This window comes from Amycolatopsis sp. WAC 01375 (genome assembly GCF_003947325.1).
Lineage (GTDB): Bacteria > Actinomycetota > Actinomycetes > Mycobacteriales > Pseudonocardiaceae > Amycolatopsis.
In genome coordinates this window covers 109,513-125,563 of the sequence record NZ_QHHW01000013.1, presented here as the reverse complement: position 1 = coordinate 125,563, position 16,051 = coordinate 109,513, and the positions used below count along the sequence as shown (strand labels likewise).

General features: G+C 68.7%; 10 protein-coding genes and 1 pseudogene. 8 read left to right on the top strand and 3 right to left on the bottom strand.

Features of this window, described 5'->3' with window-relative positions:
* The first annotated feature begins 65 nt into the window (after positions 1–65).
* Positions 66–2,978: a glycoside hydrolase family 48 protein gene (locus DL991_RS04860; RefSeq protein WP_125781360.1), complete on the top strand. Its 2,913-nt coding sequence runs from the start codon at positions 66–68 to the stop codon at positions 2,976–2,978.
* A 460-nt stretch (positions 2,979–3,438) separates the two neighbouring features.
* Here DL991_RS04860 and DL991_RS04855 read toward each other — a convergent pair whose 3' ends face one another.
* Together DL991_RS04855 and DL991_RS04850 are read right to left on the bottom strand one after the other, a co-directional pair.
* Positions 3,439–5,733, bottom strand: coding sequence for a beta-glucosidase (locus tag DL991_RS04855; RefSeq protein ID WP_125781358.1), 2,295 nt, complete (start codon positions 5,731–5,733; stop codon positions 3,439–3,441).
* Positions 5,730–6,764, bottom strand: a complete 1,035-nt coding sequence (locus DL991_RS04850) for a LacI family DNA-binding transcriptional regulator (protein ID WP_125781356.1) — start codon at positions 6,762–6,764, stop codon at positions 5,730–5,732. Before DL991_RS04850 ends, DL991_RS04855 begins: the two co-directional genes overlap by 4 nt.
* Before the next feature lie 133 nt (positions 6,765–6,897).
* On the opposite strand from DL991_RS04850, the gene DL991_RS04845 reads away from it, so the two are divergent.
* The 4 genes and pseudogenes from DL991_RS04845 (at position 6,898) to DL991_RS04830 (ending at position 11,021) form a co-directional block, all read left to right on the top strand.
* Positions 6,898–8,190, top strand: coding sequence for an ABC transporter substrate-binding protein (locus tag DL991_RS04845; RefSeq protein WP_125781354.1), 1,293 nt, complete (start codon positions 6,898–6,900; stop codon positions 8,188–8,190).
* Positions 8,187–9,152, top strand: coding sequence for a carbohydrate ABC transporter permease (locus tag DL991_RS04840; RefSeq protein ID WP_125781352.1), 966 nt, complete (start codon positions 8,187–8,189; stop codon positions 9,150–9,152). The genes DL991_RS04845 and DL991_RS04840 overlap by 4 nt, the downstream gene beginning before the upstream one ends.
* Positions 9,152–9,970 carry a carbohydrate ABC transporter permease gene (locus DL991_RS04835; protein ID WP_125781350.1) on the top strand — a complete coding sequence of 273 codons (819 nt, stop codon included), beginning with the start codon at positions 9,152–9,154 and terminating at the stop codon, positions 9,968–9,970. The genes DL991_RS04840 and DL991_RS04835 overlap by 1 nt, the downstream gene beginning before the upstream one ends.
* Positions 9,971–10,016: 46 nt before the next feature.
* Positions 10,017–11,021 (top strand): annotated as a pseudogene (locus tag DL991_RS04830) (endo-1,4-beta-xylanase).
* 36 nt (positions 11,022–11,057) lie between these two features.
* Here DL991_RS04830 and bluB read toward each other — a convergent pair.
* Positions 11,058–11,711, bottom strand: a complete 654-nt coding sequence (bluB, locus tag DL991_RS04825; RefSeq protein WP_125781348.1) for a 5,6-dimethylbenzimidazole synthase — start codon at positions 11,709–11,711, stop codon at positions 11,058–11,060.
* 104 nt (positions 11,712–11,815) lie between these two features.
* Between bluB and DL991_RS04820 the strand changes: the two genes are divergently transcribed.
* From DL991_RS04820 to DL991_RS04810, 3 genes are all read left to right on the top strand, one after another.
* Positions 11,816–14,821, top strand: coding sequence for a tetratricopeptide repeat protein (locus tag DL991_RS04820; RefSeq protein ID WP_158634387.1), 3,006 nt, complete (start codon positions 11,816–11,818; stop codon positions 14,819–14,821).
* 127 nt (positions 14,822–14,948) lie between these two features.
* A complete protein-coding gene (locus DL991_RS04815; RefSeq protein ID WP_125781345.1) occupies positions 14,949–15,395 on the top strand; it encodes a hypothetical protein in 447 nt (148 codons plus the stop codon).
* 236 nt (positions 15,396–15,631) lie between these two features.
* Positions 15,632–16,018 carry a hypothetical protein gene (locus DL991_RS04810; RefSeq protein WP_125781343.1) on the top strand — a complete coding sequence of 129 codons (387 nt, stop codon included), beginning with the start codon at positions 15,632–15,634 and terminating at the stop codon, positions 16,016–16,018.
* Positions 16,019–16,051: the final 33 nt, after the last annotated feature.

Below are 16,051 nucleotides of genomic sequence, written 5' to 3'. Positions count from 1 at the left end.
TACTCCGAAAAACGCCGGATCACAACAGAGGAGGACCTGTGAGATCACGACCACCGGCGCGCTCGATGAGAGCGCGTCCCAGTATGGCACTGGCCACCACAGTGGCACTCGCGGCAGCGGTCACGGCCGGTGCCGTACCCACGGCCGCGGCGGCCGACGTGTCCTGTACGACAACGTACAAAGTCAGCAGTGAGTGGGACAACGGCTTCGGTGCGACGGTGGCGATCCGCAACGAAGGCGCCGACGTCATCCCCGATTGGAATCTGACCTGGACCTTCGCCGACGGACAGCGGATCACCCAGCTGTGGAACGGCACGTACACGCAGTCCGGTGGCGCGGTGAGCGTCCGCGGCGCGGACTGGCAGCGTGCGATCAACCCCGGCGCTACCGTGCAATTCGGCTTCAACGCGGGGAAGAGCGGGGCCGCGAACCGGTCGCCGGTCGACTTCAAGGTCAACGGCATCAGTTGCGCCGGTCCGAACACCGGCCCGGTGGTGCGGCTCACGAAGCCGGTGAACAACGCGACCTTCGCCGTGCCGTCGCCGATCGAACTGGCCGCGTCCGCCAGTGACAGCGACGGTTCGGTGTCGTCGGTGGAGTTCTACGCCGGGACCACCCGGCTCGGCGCCGACACCAGCGCCCCGTTCGAGTACACGTGGACCGGCGCGACCGCGGGGGAGTATTCGGTCACCGCGCGAGCGATCGACAACCTCGGCGCGGCAACGGTTTCCGCGCCGGTCGCGGTGCGGGTGCTGGCGGCGCCGTCGGTCGTCGCCACCCCGTCGACCGTTCGCGTCCGGCAGGGGACCTCGGCCACCGTGGACGTGAAACTCGCGACTCCGCCGACAGGCCCGGTCACGCTGAACGTGGCACGCACGACGGGCAGCGCCGATCTCACGGCCACGCCCGCGACCCTCACTTTCGACCAGAACAGCTGGAACACGGCGAAACCGGTGACGATCGCCTCCGCCGCGAACGGCGGCGCACTCGCCACCGCCGCGTTCTCGATCACCGGATCCGGCCTCACCGCGGCCACGCTCGACGTGGCGGAGATCGACGCGTCCGCCTCGGACTACCGTGCCGCCTTCCTCCAGCAGTATCACAAGATCAAGGACGCGGACAGCGGCTACTTCCGGAATTTCGACGGCCTGCTCGTGCCGTACCACTCGGTGGAGACGCTGCTGGTCGAGGCTCCGGACCACGGTCACCAGACCACGTCCGAGGCGTTCAGTTACTACCTGTGGCTCGAAGCCGCGTACGGACAGCTCGAAGGTGACTGGACGCCGTTCAACCAGGCGTGGGCGTCGATGGAGAAGTTCATCATCCCCGCGCATGTCGACCAGCCCACCAACGACAAGTACAACGCCGCCGACCCGGCGACTTACGCGCCCGAGCATCCGAGGATGGACCGGTACCCGGCCGTGCTGGACGGCAACGTCCCGGTCGGGTCCGACCCGATCGCGGGTGAACTGCGCGCCGCCTACGGCACGTCGGACGTCTACGGCATGCATTGGCTGCTGGACGTCGACAACACCTACGGCTTCGGCCGCTGTGGTGACGGCACCACCGCACCCGCGTACATCAACACCTACCAGCGCGGGTCCAGCGAGTCGGTGTGGGAGACCATCCCGCAGCCTTCCTGCGACACGTTCGCGCACGGCGGGCCGAACGGGTTCCTCGATCTGTTCACCAAGGACTCCAGCTATGCAAAACAGTGGAAGTACACCAACGCGCCCGACGCCGACGCGCGTGCCGTACAGGTGGCGCACCTCGCCAACCAGTGGGCGACCGCGCAGGGCAAAGGGGCCGCGGTGGCCGATGTGGTGAAGAAGGCGTCGAAGATGGGCGACTATCTGCGGTACGCCATGTTCGACAAGTACTTCAAGAAGATCGGCGACTGTGTCGGCCCGAGCACCTGCCCGGCGGGCAGCGGCAAGAACAGCTCGCACTACCTCATGTCGTGGTACTACGCGTGGGGTGGGGCGACCGACACGTCCGCCGGCTGGGCGTGGCGGATCGGTGACGGCGCGGCGCACCAGGGCTACCAGAACCCGCTCGCCGCGCACGCGCTCGCCAACGACCCGGCACTGAAGCCGGTCTCGGCGACCGGCGCGGCGGACTGGGCGGAAAGCCTGGACCGGCAACTGGAGTTCCTGCAATGGTTGCAGTCCGCCGACGGTGGCATCGCGGGCGGCGCGACGAACAGCTGGGACGGCCAGTACGCCGCGCCGCCCGCGGGCTCCTCGACGTTCTACGGGATGTACTACGACCAGCAGCCCGTCTGGCACGACCCGCCGTCCAACAGGTGGTTCGGGTTCCAGGCGTGGGGCCTGGAGCGGGTCGCCGCGCTGTACCAGCTGACCGGCGACGAACGGGCGAAACGGATCCTCGACAAGTGGGTGCCGTGGGCGATCGCGAACACGACGGTCGGCTCCGGCGGGGAGTTCCGGATCCCGTCCGACCTGGAATGGACCGGCAAACCCGATACGTGGAACCCGGCCACGCCGGGGACCAACGCGAACCTGCGGGTCCGGGTGCTGAACCACAGTCAGGACGTCGGCGTCGCGGCGTCGTACTCGAAGATCCTGCTGAACTACGCCGCCCGGTCCGGAAACGCGGAGGCGCGGACGGTCGGCGAGGGGCTCCTCGACGCGATGCTCGCGCACACGGACTCGATCGGCATCGCGGTCCCGGAAACGCGGACGGACTACAACCGGTTCGACGACGAGTACGACTCGGCCACTGGTGAAGGTGTGTACCTGCCGCAAGGCTGGACCGGGACGATGCCCAACGGCGACCCCCTCGCCGCGGGCGCGGACTTCCTGTCCATCCGGTCGTTCTACCGGGACGACCCGCAGTGGCCGAAGGTCCAGTCCTATCTGGACGGTGGGGCCGCGCCGACGTTCACCTACCACCGGTTCTGGGCGCAGGCGGAGATCGCGACCGCGTTCTCGCTGCACGTACAGCTGTTCGGCTGAGCTCTCTGGCAGGCACGGCTCTCCGGCACGGCTCTTGAGGCCGGTGAGTGAGGTACCTAGTGCGGCGGTCCGGAAGGACACCTTGAGTCTCAGTAGCACCACCAGCCACAATCGGAGCGCGTGAAGGCCCCCTTCCCTCGGCTCAGCCGAGGAAACTCGACCTTCACACCTTGCCGAGGTACATGAAGGACCCCTTCCTTGCGCCTAGGTACAGGAAGGGGTCCTTCATGTACAGCCCGAGCCGGAGCAGACCCGCTCACCTGACCCAGGCTTAAACCCTCGTGTCCGGCCAGGGCAGGTGTTGCGAAAGCCACTTTCGCAACCTTCAACGTTGCGAAAGTGGCTTTCGCAACACCTCCGGCGAGGCTTCTGGTGACCGTTGGATTTCGGAAGCGTCCTTCGCCTCATCAGACGCAGCGAAGGGAGCCTTCACCCCACCGCCCCACAAACCCCGCCCGGCTCAGGCGAAATCCGGTGCCATGACCCGGTCGAAGCCGACCTCGCGGCGAGGGCCGGTCAACGTGCGGGGGACGGCCGTGACGATCCGGGCACTCGACGTCCCGATCCGCAGTTCGACGTCGCCGGGTTCGACGATCCGCTTGCCAGCCCGTCCGGTGTAGGACGTCAGGTCGGCGTGCAGCCCGATCTCGACCACCTCGGTCGCGCCGGGGGCCAGGTCGACCCGCTTGGCCGCGATCAGCTGCTGGACCGGGCGGGCGACCTCCGCGACCGGGTCGTGCAGGTAGATCTGGACGACCTCCGTCGTGGTGCGGTCGCCGTCGTTGCTCAGCGTCACCCGAACCCGGCAGAGGCCGTCCGTCGGCCACGTGGGATCCGGCGTCGTGACGTCGTCCCAGCGGACGGCGCCGTAGGAAAGCCCGTGCCCGAAGGGGAACAGCGGTGTCGGGTCCACCGTGCTGACCTCGCTGCGCAGCCCGAGCGGCGCCGTGAGATACGTCGACGGCTGGGACGCTTCCTCGCCGGGGAAGCCGACGGGGAGCCTGCCGGAAGGGTTGATCCGTCCACTGAGGACACCGGCGAGCGCGGCCGCGCCCTCTTCCCCGGGGTAGAAACCGCATACGATCGCGGCGAGACGGCCGGCCTGCCGTGACAGTTCGTACGGCCGTCCACAAAGGAGTATCAGGATCACCGGCGTCCCGGTCGAGAGCAAGGCCTCGAGGAGCTCTTCCTGTCGTCCCGGCAGCTTGAGGTCCGAGGCGTCGCATCCCTCGCCCGAGGTGCCGCCGCCGAACAGACCGGCGCGGTCGCCGAGGACGGCGACGCAGATCTCCGCCTCCTCGGCCGCGGCGACGGCTTCGGCGATGTCCGAGTCCTCGCCGCCGACCACGGGGCAACCGAGCGCGTGGATGACGTCGTGGTCGTCGCGGAGCGCGTCGAGCACGGTCGGAACCGCCACCCCGAACGGCACTTCCGGATGATGCACGCCGACGTGCATCGGGAACGAGTAGCAGCCGAGCATCGCGCCGGGATCGTGCGCTCGCGGCCCGACCACGGCGATCCGGCGGCCGGGGGAGAGCGGGAGTGCGCCGTCGTTGCGCAGCAGCACGATCGAGCGTTCGGCGATTTCCCTCGCCAGCGCGCGGGATTCCGGATCATCGAGGTCGATCTCGTCCGGCACCTCCGGCACCCAGTCCTCATCGAGGAGGCCGAGTTCGCATTTCTGCCGTAGCACCCGTTCGAGGGCGCGGTCGACGACGGCGGCATCGACCGCGCCCTGTTCCACCGCGGCGAGCAGCGGCTCGCCGTAGCAGTCCACAGTGGGCAGTTCCACGTCGATCCCGGCGGTCAGCGCCTGCGCGGCGGCCTCACCGCGATCGGCCGCGACGCCGTGCAGTTTGTACAGGAACGACACGGAGAAGTAGTCCGCGACCACGGTTCCGTCGAAGCCGTAGGTGTCGCGCAGCAGGCCGGTGAGCAACGCCGGATCCGCGGCGGCGGGGACGCCGTCGTTGTCGATGTAGGCGTTCATCACGGATCGGGCGCCCGCGCGCAACGCCATCTCGAACGGCGGCAGCAGGACGTCGGCCAGTTCCCTGGGGCCGACCGACACCGGCGCGAGGTTACGGCCGGCGCGTGAAGCCGAGTACCCGGCGAAATGTTTCAGCGTCGCGATCACACCGGCGGATTCGAGCCCGGCCACGTAGGCGGCGCCGATCGTCCCGACCAGCTGCGGATCCTCGCCGATGGTCTCCTCGACCCGGCCCCAGCGCAGGTCACGGGCGACGTCGAGGACCGGTGCGAGTCCTTGGTGGACACCCAGCCGTCGCATCGTGCCGCCGATCCGCGCCCCCATGCGGTACACGAGATCCGGGTCGAAACTCGCTCCCCAGCACAGCGGGGACGGGTAGACCGTTGCCTGCCAGGCGGCGAGACCGGTGAGCGTCTCCTCGTGGACCAGCGCCGGGATACCGAACCGGCCGCTCCCGACGATCTCCCGCTGGGAGCGCGCCAGGCTGCGCGCGCCGATCACCGGATCGACGGGCCGCGTGCCGTACACCCTGGTCAGCTGCCCGATGCCGTGCCGCACCAGTTCGTCCCAGTCCAGTTCCGCGTCGGCGAAGTCGTGCTGGTGCGGGGCCATCTCGCCGCCGGAGTCGATGCCGACCCAGACGCCGTACAGCTGGGCGAGCTTCTCCCGCAAGGTCATCCGGTCCATCAGCGCGCGGACGCGATCGGCGGGATCCGCGGTGGTGTCCTGCCAGGGCCGGGGTGAAGCGCTGGGCTGCGTGGTCAAGGCCGTCCGCCCTTCGTCGTGGTTCCGAGTGCACGCGTCGAGCGGCGCACCACGAGACCCGTGGACAGGGTGATGTGGGTTTCCTTCTCGGGTTCCCCGCTGATCAGCGAGATCAGGAGGGTGATGGCGCGGTGGCCCATCTCGCGGATGGGCTGGTCCACCGTGGTCAGCGGCGGGGTGCAGAGCGCGGACTCGGGGACGTTGTCGAAACCGACCACCGACAGGTCGTCCGGGACGGACAAGCCGAGTTCCGCGGCGGCCCCGACGGTCGCGATCGCCGAGATGTCGTTGGCGGCGAACACCGCCGTCGGCCGGTCCGCGCTGGTCAGTAGTTCGCGGGCGGACCGGGCGGAGATCTCCGGATCGTAGGCGCCGAGCCGGATCAGGTCCTCGTCGATCGGGACACCGGCGGCGGTGAGCGCCCGCAGGTACCCGGTTTTGCGCAGCTCGGCCGATTCGAGATCCGGCCGTCCGGAGAGGAAGCCGATCCGGCGGTGGCCGAGTTCCAGCAGATGCTCGGTCGCCAGCTGGGCACCGCGCAGGTTGTCGGAATCGATGGTGGGCACCGTCGAGGGGCCGGTGTGCGGATCGACCGCGACCACCGGCGTTCCGGGCACGGCCTCCAGCGAAGCCACCGGGGTGACCAGTACCGCGCCGTCGACCAGCGTGCCGGAAAGCCTTGAGAGATAACGCTTTTCCCAGCCCGATGGATCACCGGTCCGGCCGCCTGCCGAGTAGACGACGAGTTCGTAGCCGGTGCCTCGGATGGCGTCCGCCGCACCCTTGAGCAGTTCGGTGGAGAACGGTTCGAGGTCGGCGACCAGGATCCCGATCACGTTCGTCTTGTGGTTGCGCAGGCTCTGGGCGACCAGGCTCGCCTCGTAGCCGAGTTCGTCGATCACCGCACGGACCTTCGCGAGGGTCGCGGCGGCGACGCCGTAGCGGTCGTTGATCACTTTGGACACCGTGGCCACGGAGACGCCGGCACGGGCCGCGACGTCACGGATCGTGACCCTCGAACTGGGCTGCATACTGTCAGACTAGCCATGTAAAACGTTATCGACAACGATTGACATCGGAATTTCAGGCGCGCAAACTCATCGCCAGTCCGGGCGCAGTCACGCCCCGTCCTACTCGGCCGAAGTCGTCAGGAGTGGACTCACCATGCTTTCGAACCGCCGAATCCCCGCCGCCGCCGCGCTGGCGGCGGCCGTCCCGCTCGCGCTCGCCGGCTGCTCAGGGGGCGCCGAGACCGCGGCCGAGCCCAGCGGTCCGGTCACCCTCACCTGGTGGCACAACGGCACCACCGACCCGATCAAATCGATCTGGGCCCAGGTCGTCGCCGACTACCAGAAGGCGCATCCCGAGGTGACGATCAAGGGGCAGCCGCTGCAGAACGAGGAGTTCACCACCAAGGTCCCGCTCGCCCTGCAGTCGAACGAACCGCCGGACGTCTACCAGTCGTGGGGCGGCGGTGAGCTGGCCTCACAGGCCACCTCGGGCAAGGTCGCGGACCTGACCGGCCCGGCCGGGGAATGGCTCTCCTCGGTGGGCAAACTCGCCGAGAGCTGGCAGGTCGACGGCAAGCAGTACGGGATCCCGTGGGAGCAGCACTTCGTCGGTTTCTGGTACCGCAAGGACCTTTTCGCGCAGGCGGGCGTCACCGCGCCGCCGTCCACTTTGGATGAACTCAACACCACCGTCGTCAAGCTGAAGCAGGCGGGTCTCACGCCGATCGCGGTCGGGGGCAAGGATCGCTGGCCGGACGCGTTCTACTGGAACTACTTCGCGCTGCGGGCCTGCTCGGCGGACACGCTGAAGCAGTCGGTCAAAGCGGTGAAACTCGAGGATCCCTGCTGGACCAAGGCCGGCCGCGATCTGCAAGCGTTCCTGGCGACCCAGCCGTTCCAACCGGGTTTCACCGGCACACCGGCGCAGCAGGGCGCGGGCAGTTCGGCCGGGCTGCTGGCCAACGGCAAGGCGGCGATGGAACTCCAGGGCGACTGGGAGCCCGGCACGATGTCCTCGCTCACCGAGGACAAGGACCTCGACTCGAAGGTCGGCTGGTTCCCGTTCCCGTCGGTCCCCGGTGGGCAAGGTGATCCCGCCGCGGTACTCGGCGGCGGCGACGGTTTCTCCTGTACCACCCGCGCGGCCAAGGCGTGCGCGGACTTCCTGCGGTACCTCGGCAGCGAGCCGGTGCAGAACCAGCTCGCGGCGAAGGGCGCCGGGCTGCCGATGACCGCGTCGGCGGCGAAGTCCCTCAAGACCGAGTCGCTGAAGACCGTCTTCGACTACGGGCAGAAGGCGCCGTACCTGCAGATGTACTTCGACAAGGCGTTCCCGACCGCGGTGGGGGCCGCGCTCAACGACGCCGTGGCGAACTTCTTCGCCGGACAAGGCACCTCGGAAGGCATCGTCGACGCGGTGAACAAGGCCGCGGCGGGCGACAAGTGACGGCGACGGCCACGCGGGTGCGGGCGGCGGCGCGGCCGCCCGCACCCGCGGTCCGGGTGCGGGCGCCGGGAGCGCGCAAGAAGCTGGAACTGACGTTCCTGCTCGGGCCGGCGCTGGTGCTGTTCGCCGGGTTCGTGCTGGTCCCGATCGGGATCGCGGCGTTCTACAGCCTCTACGAGTGGAACGGTTTCGGCCCGCTGGACGATTTCGTCGGCCTCGGCAACTACACCGACGCCCTGTCCGGCTCGGTGTTCCAGGGTGCCATCGGGCACAACCTGATCATCGCGGGACTGTCCCTCGTGATCCAGCTGCCGCTGTCGATCGGGCTCGCGTTGCTGCTCAACCGTAAACTGCGCGGGCGTGCCGTCCTCCGCGCGCTCGTGTTCGCGCCCTACGTGCTGTCGGAGGCGATCACCGCGGTGATCTGGCTGCTGATGTTGCAGCCGGACGGTTTCGTGGACCAGATGCTGCGCGGGATCGGCCTCGGCGGGCTGGTCCAGCACTGGCTCGCCGACCCGGGGATCGTGCTCTACACCCTGTTCGCGGTGATCACCTGGAAGTACATCGGCTTCGGCATCATCCTGCTGCTCGCCGGGCTCCAGGGTGTGCCGTCCGAACTGCGGGAAGCGGCCGCGCTCGACGGCGCGTCGGCCTGGCAGACCACCCGGCACGTGGTGCTGCCGCTGCTGGGTCCGACCATCCGGATCTGGGTGTTCCTGTCGGTGATCGGCTCGCTGCAGCTGTTCGACCTGGTGTGGATCATGACCCTCGGCGGTCCCGCCGACTCGTCGGCGACGATGGCGACGTACCTGGTCGACCACGGGTTCAAACGCTACGAGTTCGGCTTCGGCAGCGCGGTCGCGGTGATCCTGTTCGTGATCTGCTTCGTGTTCGCGTTGCTGTACCAGCGGTTCGCGTTGCGCCGTGACACCGACGGCGCGCTGACCAGGATGGTGGACTGATGCGCCGCGCCGGGACGCCGATCGGCTATGTCGCCGCGATCGCCGTCCTCGGGATCACCGTGGTGCCACTGCTGTTCGTGGTGCTGGGCGGATTCCGCACCACCGCCCAGATCAACGCCTCGCCTGCCGGCCTGCCCGGCCCGTGGGTGTGGGACAACTACGCGGCGATCCTCGGCTCGTCGTCGTTCTGGACGTTCCTGGGGAACAGCGCGCTGATCGCGGTGATCGCCACGGCGCTGACCGTGGCACTGGGATCGATGGCCGCGTATGCCTTGTCCCGCTACACCTTCAAGGGCCGCGAGGGTTTCTACACCCTGTTCACGCTCGGCCTGTTGTTCCCGCTCGGCGTGGCGACCTTGCCGCTGTACCTGTGGTTGCGTCAGCTGGGGATGCTGGAGAGCTTCTGGGGCGTGGCGATCCCGGAAGCGGCGTTCTCGCTCCCGGTCACCATCGTGATCCTGCGGCCGTTCATGCGGGCGATCCCCGGAGAGATCGAGGACGCCGCCGTCCTCGACGGCGCGAGCAGGCTCGGTTTCTTCTGGCGGATCCTGCTGCCGCTGTCCGCGCCCGCGCTGACCACCGTCGCCGTGCTCGCGTTCGTGACCAGCTGGAACTTCTATCTGCTGCCTTTGCTGGTGTTCAACGACTCCGCGAACTTCACGCTGCCGCTCGGCGTCGCGACGTTCCAATCCCAGTACTCCCAGGACACCGCGCGTGTGCTCGCGTTCACCGCGCTGTCGATGATCCCCGCGCTCGCGTTCTTCGTGCTCGCCGAACGGCGCATCGTCGGCGGGCTGACCGGATCGGTGAAGGGCTGACTTCAAGCTCGCTCGGAAAGTTTCGCGATCGACCGGAACAGGAGTGATGACAATGAAAGCGTTCTCGGCAACGGTGGCCGTACTGGCGGGAGTGGCCCTTTTGCAGGCGCCTCCGGCGTCGGCGGCCGGCCCGTTGAAGGACATCACGAATCGCTACGTCGGCAGCGCCGTCGCGGCGAACCACCTGGCGAACGAAGCGGATTACCGTTCCGTGCTCACTCGCGAATTCGACAACGTCACCCCGGAGAACGAGATGAAATGGGGTGTGGTCGAGGCGAACCGCGGTCAGTACAACTGGTCGGGCGCGGACGCGATCGTCGACTACGCCTAGCGGAACGGCAAATCCGTCCGCGGGCACACGCTCGTCTGGCACAGCCAGCTGCCCGGCTGGGTGAACAACCTCGCCGCCGGCGAGCTGCGGTCGGTGACGCAACGGCACATAGCCGCGGAAATGGGCCGCTACCGGGGAAAGATCCGCGCTTGGGACGTCGTGAACGAGATGTTCAACGACGACGGTACCCGCCGTTCCTCGGTGTTCCAGCAGAAACTGGGCGACGGCTACGTCGCGGACGCGTTCCGGTGGGCACGGGCGGCGGATCCCTCGGCCAAGCTGTACATCAACGACTACAACACCGAAGGCCTCAACGCGAAGAGCGATGCCCTGTACAACCTGGTCCGGACGCTGAAGCAGCAAGGCGTGCCGATCGACGGCGTCGGTTTCCAGGCGCACCTCGCGACGCAGTACGGCTTCCCCGGCGGCTATCAGGCGAACCTCGCCCGCTTCGCCGCGCTGGGCGTCGACGTCGCCATCACCGAGGCCGACGTCCGCATCCCGATGCCCGCCGACACCACGAAGCTGAACACCCAGGCGAGCTACTTCAAGCAGCTCTGGGACGGTTGCCACGCCGTCGCGCGCTGCGTGGAGTTCACGACCTGGGGCTTCACCGATCGCCACTCGTGGGTGCCGGACACGTTCCCCGGACAGGGCGCGGCCTGCCTGTTCGACTCGAACCTGCGGCCGAAGCCGGCGTACGGCCGGATCAACCCCTGAGCCGGGTTTCGTGACCATGACCAGGGGACCACCTGCTCAGGCGAGCTCGGCGTTCGCGTACCGCTCGTAGTGGAGCACGGCACTGAGCGGGAGACGTTCCCGCCAGCCGTGCCGCTCCAGATCGGGAATCGACGGCAGGTCGCGCACCGGGCCGACGCACAACCACGCCACCGGGCGGATGTTCTCCGGCAGGCCGACGAGTTCGCCCAGGAACTCTTCCCGGTAGAAGCTGACCCAGCCGAGTCCGAGCCCTTCGGCGGTCGCGGCCAGCCAGAGGTTTTGGATGGCCAGGCACACCGAGTACAGGCCGGCGTCGGCGATGGCGTGCCTGCCCAGCACCGCGGGTGCCCCGCGTGACGGGTCGTACCCGACCACGATGCCGACGGCAGCCTCCACGATGCCCTCGATCTTGATCCGCGCGAAGGTACGGGCACGCTCGGCGTCCAGCTGGCCCGCGAACACCTCCCGTTCGGTTCGCACGTGCTCCCGGAACTTCTCTCGAACGTCCATATCGGACACGACGATGAAGTCCCACGGTTGTGACAGGCCGACACTCGGCGCCGCGTGAGCCGCGCTCAACACGCGATGCAGTACGTCGTCCGGAATCGGGGCTCCGGTGAACTCGGCCCTGGTGTCCCGCCGTTGGAAGATCGTCTCGTACAGCAAGTGCTCGCCCGTGTCCCGCGTCATGGGCTAGATCGTGCCTCGCCGGATCGGTGCCCCGTCGGCCAGGGCGCCAGGACAGGCCAAGGTGGACAAACCGCCCTCGGGCGGGTGCGACAGACTGGTGCCCGTTGGCTGACAGAGGGGCGGACGCGGTGGAGTTCCAGGTGCTGGGGCCGGTACGGGTTCGAGGGGCCGGGCGTGCGCACGCGTTGTCGGGACGGTTGCAGAGCATCCTGCTCGGCGTGCTGCTCGTGCGGGCCAACCAGCCGGTGCCGGTGGACACCCTGACCGGTGCGTTGTGGGGAGACAAGCCGGACCCGCGCTCCGAACAGCGGTTGCAGCTGCACGTCCACCGGTTGCGGGGTGTGCTCGCGGAGCCGGACCGGTTGTCGTTCGGCGCGGCGGGCTACCGGCTGCGGGTGCTGCCGGGAGAGCTGGATTCGGAGCGGTTCGCGTCGCTGTTCGAGGAGGCACGAACGATCGCGGACGAGGAGCCGCAGCGGGCGGTCGAGTTGCTGCGCGAGGCGCTGGGTCTGTGGCACGCCGATCCGTTCCGCGACGTGGAGGTCCCCCTCCTCGCCGACTGGGCACAGGGGCTCGTCGAGCTCCGGTCGGTCGCACTGGAGACGCTCTACCAGGCGGAGCTCGCCTGCGGGTTGAACGCGGCGATCATCGGCGAACTGACCGAGCTGGTGCGCCGGTATCCGGTGCGGGAGCGGCTGCACGGGCTGCTCATGAGCGCCCTGTATCGCGCGGGGCGGCGGGCCGACGCGCTGGATGCCTACCGCGCGGCACGGGACACCCTCGTCGAGGAACTCGGCGTGGAACCGGGGCCCGAGTTGCGTGAGCTGCATCGGCGGCTGCTCGCGGGGGAGAGGCTGGGGCCTGCCGAGAAGACGTCCTCCGCTCCCGCTCAGTTGCCGATGGACGTGCGCGAGTTCGTGGGCCGCGACGCCGAGCTCGCGGAGCTCGACGGCCTTCTTCTCGCCGGGGAGGCCGCGGTGATCTCGGTCGTCGCCGGAACCGCCGGGGTGGGGAAGACGGCGCTGGCCGTGCGGTGGGGGCACCGGACGCGGGAGCGGTTCCCCGACGGTCAGCTGTATGTCGACTTGCGCGGTTACGGCTCCGACCAGCCCGTCTCGCCGGAAGACGCGTTGGGAGGCTTCCTGCGCGCGCTGGATTTGGACGGCGCGGCGATTCCGCAGGACCTCGCCGAACGCGCCGCGCGGTTTCGCACCCTGGTCGCCCGGCGGCGGATGTTGATCGTGCTGGACAACGCCCGGACGGTGGAGCAGCTGCGGCCCTTGTTGCCCGGTAGCCCGTCGTGCTTCGTGGTGGTCACCAGCCGCGACGCGTTGGCGGGCCTCGTCGCTCGCGAGGGGGCCCGGCGGCTCGATCTCGACAGGCTGTCGAGCGAGGACGCGCGCGGGCTGCTGCGCGAGCTGCTCGGCGACCGGGTGGCCGCCGAACCTGCCGCCGCGAGGGAACTGGTGGAGCGGTGCGCCCGGCTGCCACTGGCGCTGCGGATCACCGCCGAGCTGATCCGGTCGCGGCCCGCCCGTGGTCTCGGCGAGTTCGTCGACGAGCTCGCTGGGCGGCAGAGCCCGCTCGATCTGCTGGACGTGGACGGTGATCCGCAGACCGCCGTCCGCGCGGTCTTCTCGTGGTCGTATCGGCGACTGGACGCGTCGGTGGCCCGGATGTTCCGGCTTCTCGGCCTGCACCCCGGGCACGACACGGACGACCGGGCGGCGGCGGCCCTCGCCGGGACCGGCGTGTGGGAGACGCGCCGGATGCTGGACGTGCTGCGGCGGGCACACCTCGTGGACCAACCTTCCGACGGCCGCTACCAGCCCCACGACCTGCTGCGGGCGTATGCCGCCGAACTCGCGGAAGCCACCGACAGTGCCGACGAACGCGAAGCCGCGTTGAGCAGGCTGCTCGACCATTACGTGTCCACGGCTTCGGCCGCGATGGACGTCGTCGCGCCGGACGACTACGCCCAGCGGCCGAAGGCGTCGGAGTTCCCCGGCGAAGCGCCGCTGTTCTCGACCTACGACCACGCCTGGCGCTGGCTCGACGCCGAGCGGGCCAACCTGCTCGAAGCCGGACGGCACGGCGGACCGGCGAGCGTGATCCATGTGTCGGAGACCGTGTGGCGTTACCTCGACACCGGCGGCTACTACGACGACGCCGCGGCTCTGCACGGTCGCGCGCTCGACGCCGCCCGCGACCTGGGGAGCGAACGCGCGGAAGCGAACGCGCGGCGCGTGCTCGGCGTCACGATGTCCCGCCTTGGCCGGGACCGCGAAGCGATCGACCATCTCGAGTGGGCGCTGGCCGCGTTCCAGCGCGTCGGGGATCAGGAGTTCCAGGCCGCGACACTGAGCTTTCTCGGCTGCGTGTACGGGAAGAGGGGCGAGCTGGAGGAGGCCCGGCGCAGATTCGAGCGGGCGCTCGTGCTGACCGAACGCGGCGGCAGCGGCTACCTGCACTGCGCGGTCCGGATCAATCACTCCCGGAACCTGTTGAGCCTCGGCCGGGCCGAGGAGGCCAGGCACCATCTCGACGCGGTGTTCGCCTTGCGTGAGGACGACCGCGACAAGTACATCGAATGCAACGCGGTCAACCTGCTGGCCAGGGTGTTCGTCCACCTCGGACAGAACGAGGCTGCCTTCGAGCACGCTCGCCGTTGCCTTGCCCTCGCCAGGGAAGCGGGTTTCCGCACGCAAGAAGCGGATTCCCTGGGGTTCCTCGGCGTGGTGTACCGGCGAAGGGGCGACCTCGAGCGGGCCTTGCGCCACCACGAAGAAGCGGTGGCGCTCGCTCGTGCCGTCGGCGACACGGAACTGATCGCCGAGGCACTCAACGCGCTGGGCACCACCCACGCGGCCGCCGGCCGCTCCGCCGAGGCCCTCCATCGGCACGGCGAAGCACTGGCCGTGGCCACCGAAGCGGGCCACGGCGAACAGTTGGCTCACGCCAACGCGGGCATCGGCGATGTCCACGCCGAACTGGGCGAACACGACCATGCCCGGCGGCACTGGCTTCAGGTGCTCGCCTTCTACCGCGACCTCGACGTCCCCCAAGCCGCCGAAACGAGGACGAAGCTCGGCAAACTCGGCCTCGGCTGACTTTCTTCGCCATGAAAGCGGGATGAAAGTCCTGCCCGCATCCTTCGAAGCACGCGAGTGGCCGACCCGGCACCACGGTCGACGAAGGGGAACATCGATGCAGCTAACGCGAAGAGGTCTCACGGGGTTGACAGCGACGATCGCTGTCGTTCTCGGGCTCGGCCTGGCGACCGCAGGGCCCGCCGCGGCCGCGGACGGCACTTGGAAGGCCTACGGGAACACGAATCCGATCACCGCCAGCGCCAGCGACTGGACGTGCGGAACCACGGTGACCGTCTCCACCTCCGTGCTCGCGCAGACCTGCATGGTGGTGTCGCCGAGCAGGGCCTCCATGCAGGGCGCGGTGATAGTGCGCAACAACCGATCCGGCGTCTTCGACACGAACGCGTCAGTGGCTCTGTTCAGGCCGTCCGGGCATCAGGTGATGGACACCTGGAAGTGCCGGGAGTCCGGAGTGGGACCGAAGTCGTGGTCGGTGTGCTTCGGGCAGACCATCACCAATCCCGGCCCGACCCGCGCCGAAGGGACCGTGGACTATCGGGAGATCCCGGGTTCGCCGATGAGCGGAAGCTGAAGTGACGCGTTTCCGAGTCACCACCGGTGTCCCGGCCTCAACGGCCGGGGCACCGGTTTCTCGGCGTAATCGCCGCACGCAGGTGGCCTTGTCGGGTGTTCACCTGACATTCCGAGGATTCTTTTCATTGTAAGGTCTCCGGTCGATCGGCCGAATAAAACAGATCACTTTCGAGGGAACCGGTCAGCGAATTCCGACATCGGAGTCGGTGAAATCATGAATATGGTGACGGGGGCGTGAACATGACTTACGGGTTCGGTGCGGTATTCGATGATCTGCACCAGACGGCAAGCAGGATCTCCGACGTCGTCACGGTCGTCGACGGCCTGCCGTGGAACGGTCCGAGCGGGGACTACGGGAATTCCGGCGTGCAGGCAGGCTGGGATCGATTCATCGAAAACGCGAAGGTGTATGTCGATGGACTGCGGGGCAAGGCAACCGAGCATGGCGACCTGGTGCGCACCGCGGCCGGCCGGTACCAGGTGTCGGAGCAGGAATCGGAACAGGCGTTGTCCCGGCTGGGCGGCCTGCTCGACGGTTTCGCCGGTGATCCGGCCGCGGCCATCGGACCGGGGATCGGTGGCGTGGCCGGTGGCGGAATCGCGGCGCGGCTCAACCCCTGAAGTATCCGGTGACAACGCGCGGTAAAAGAACTT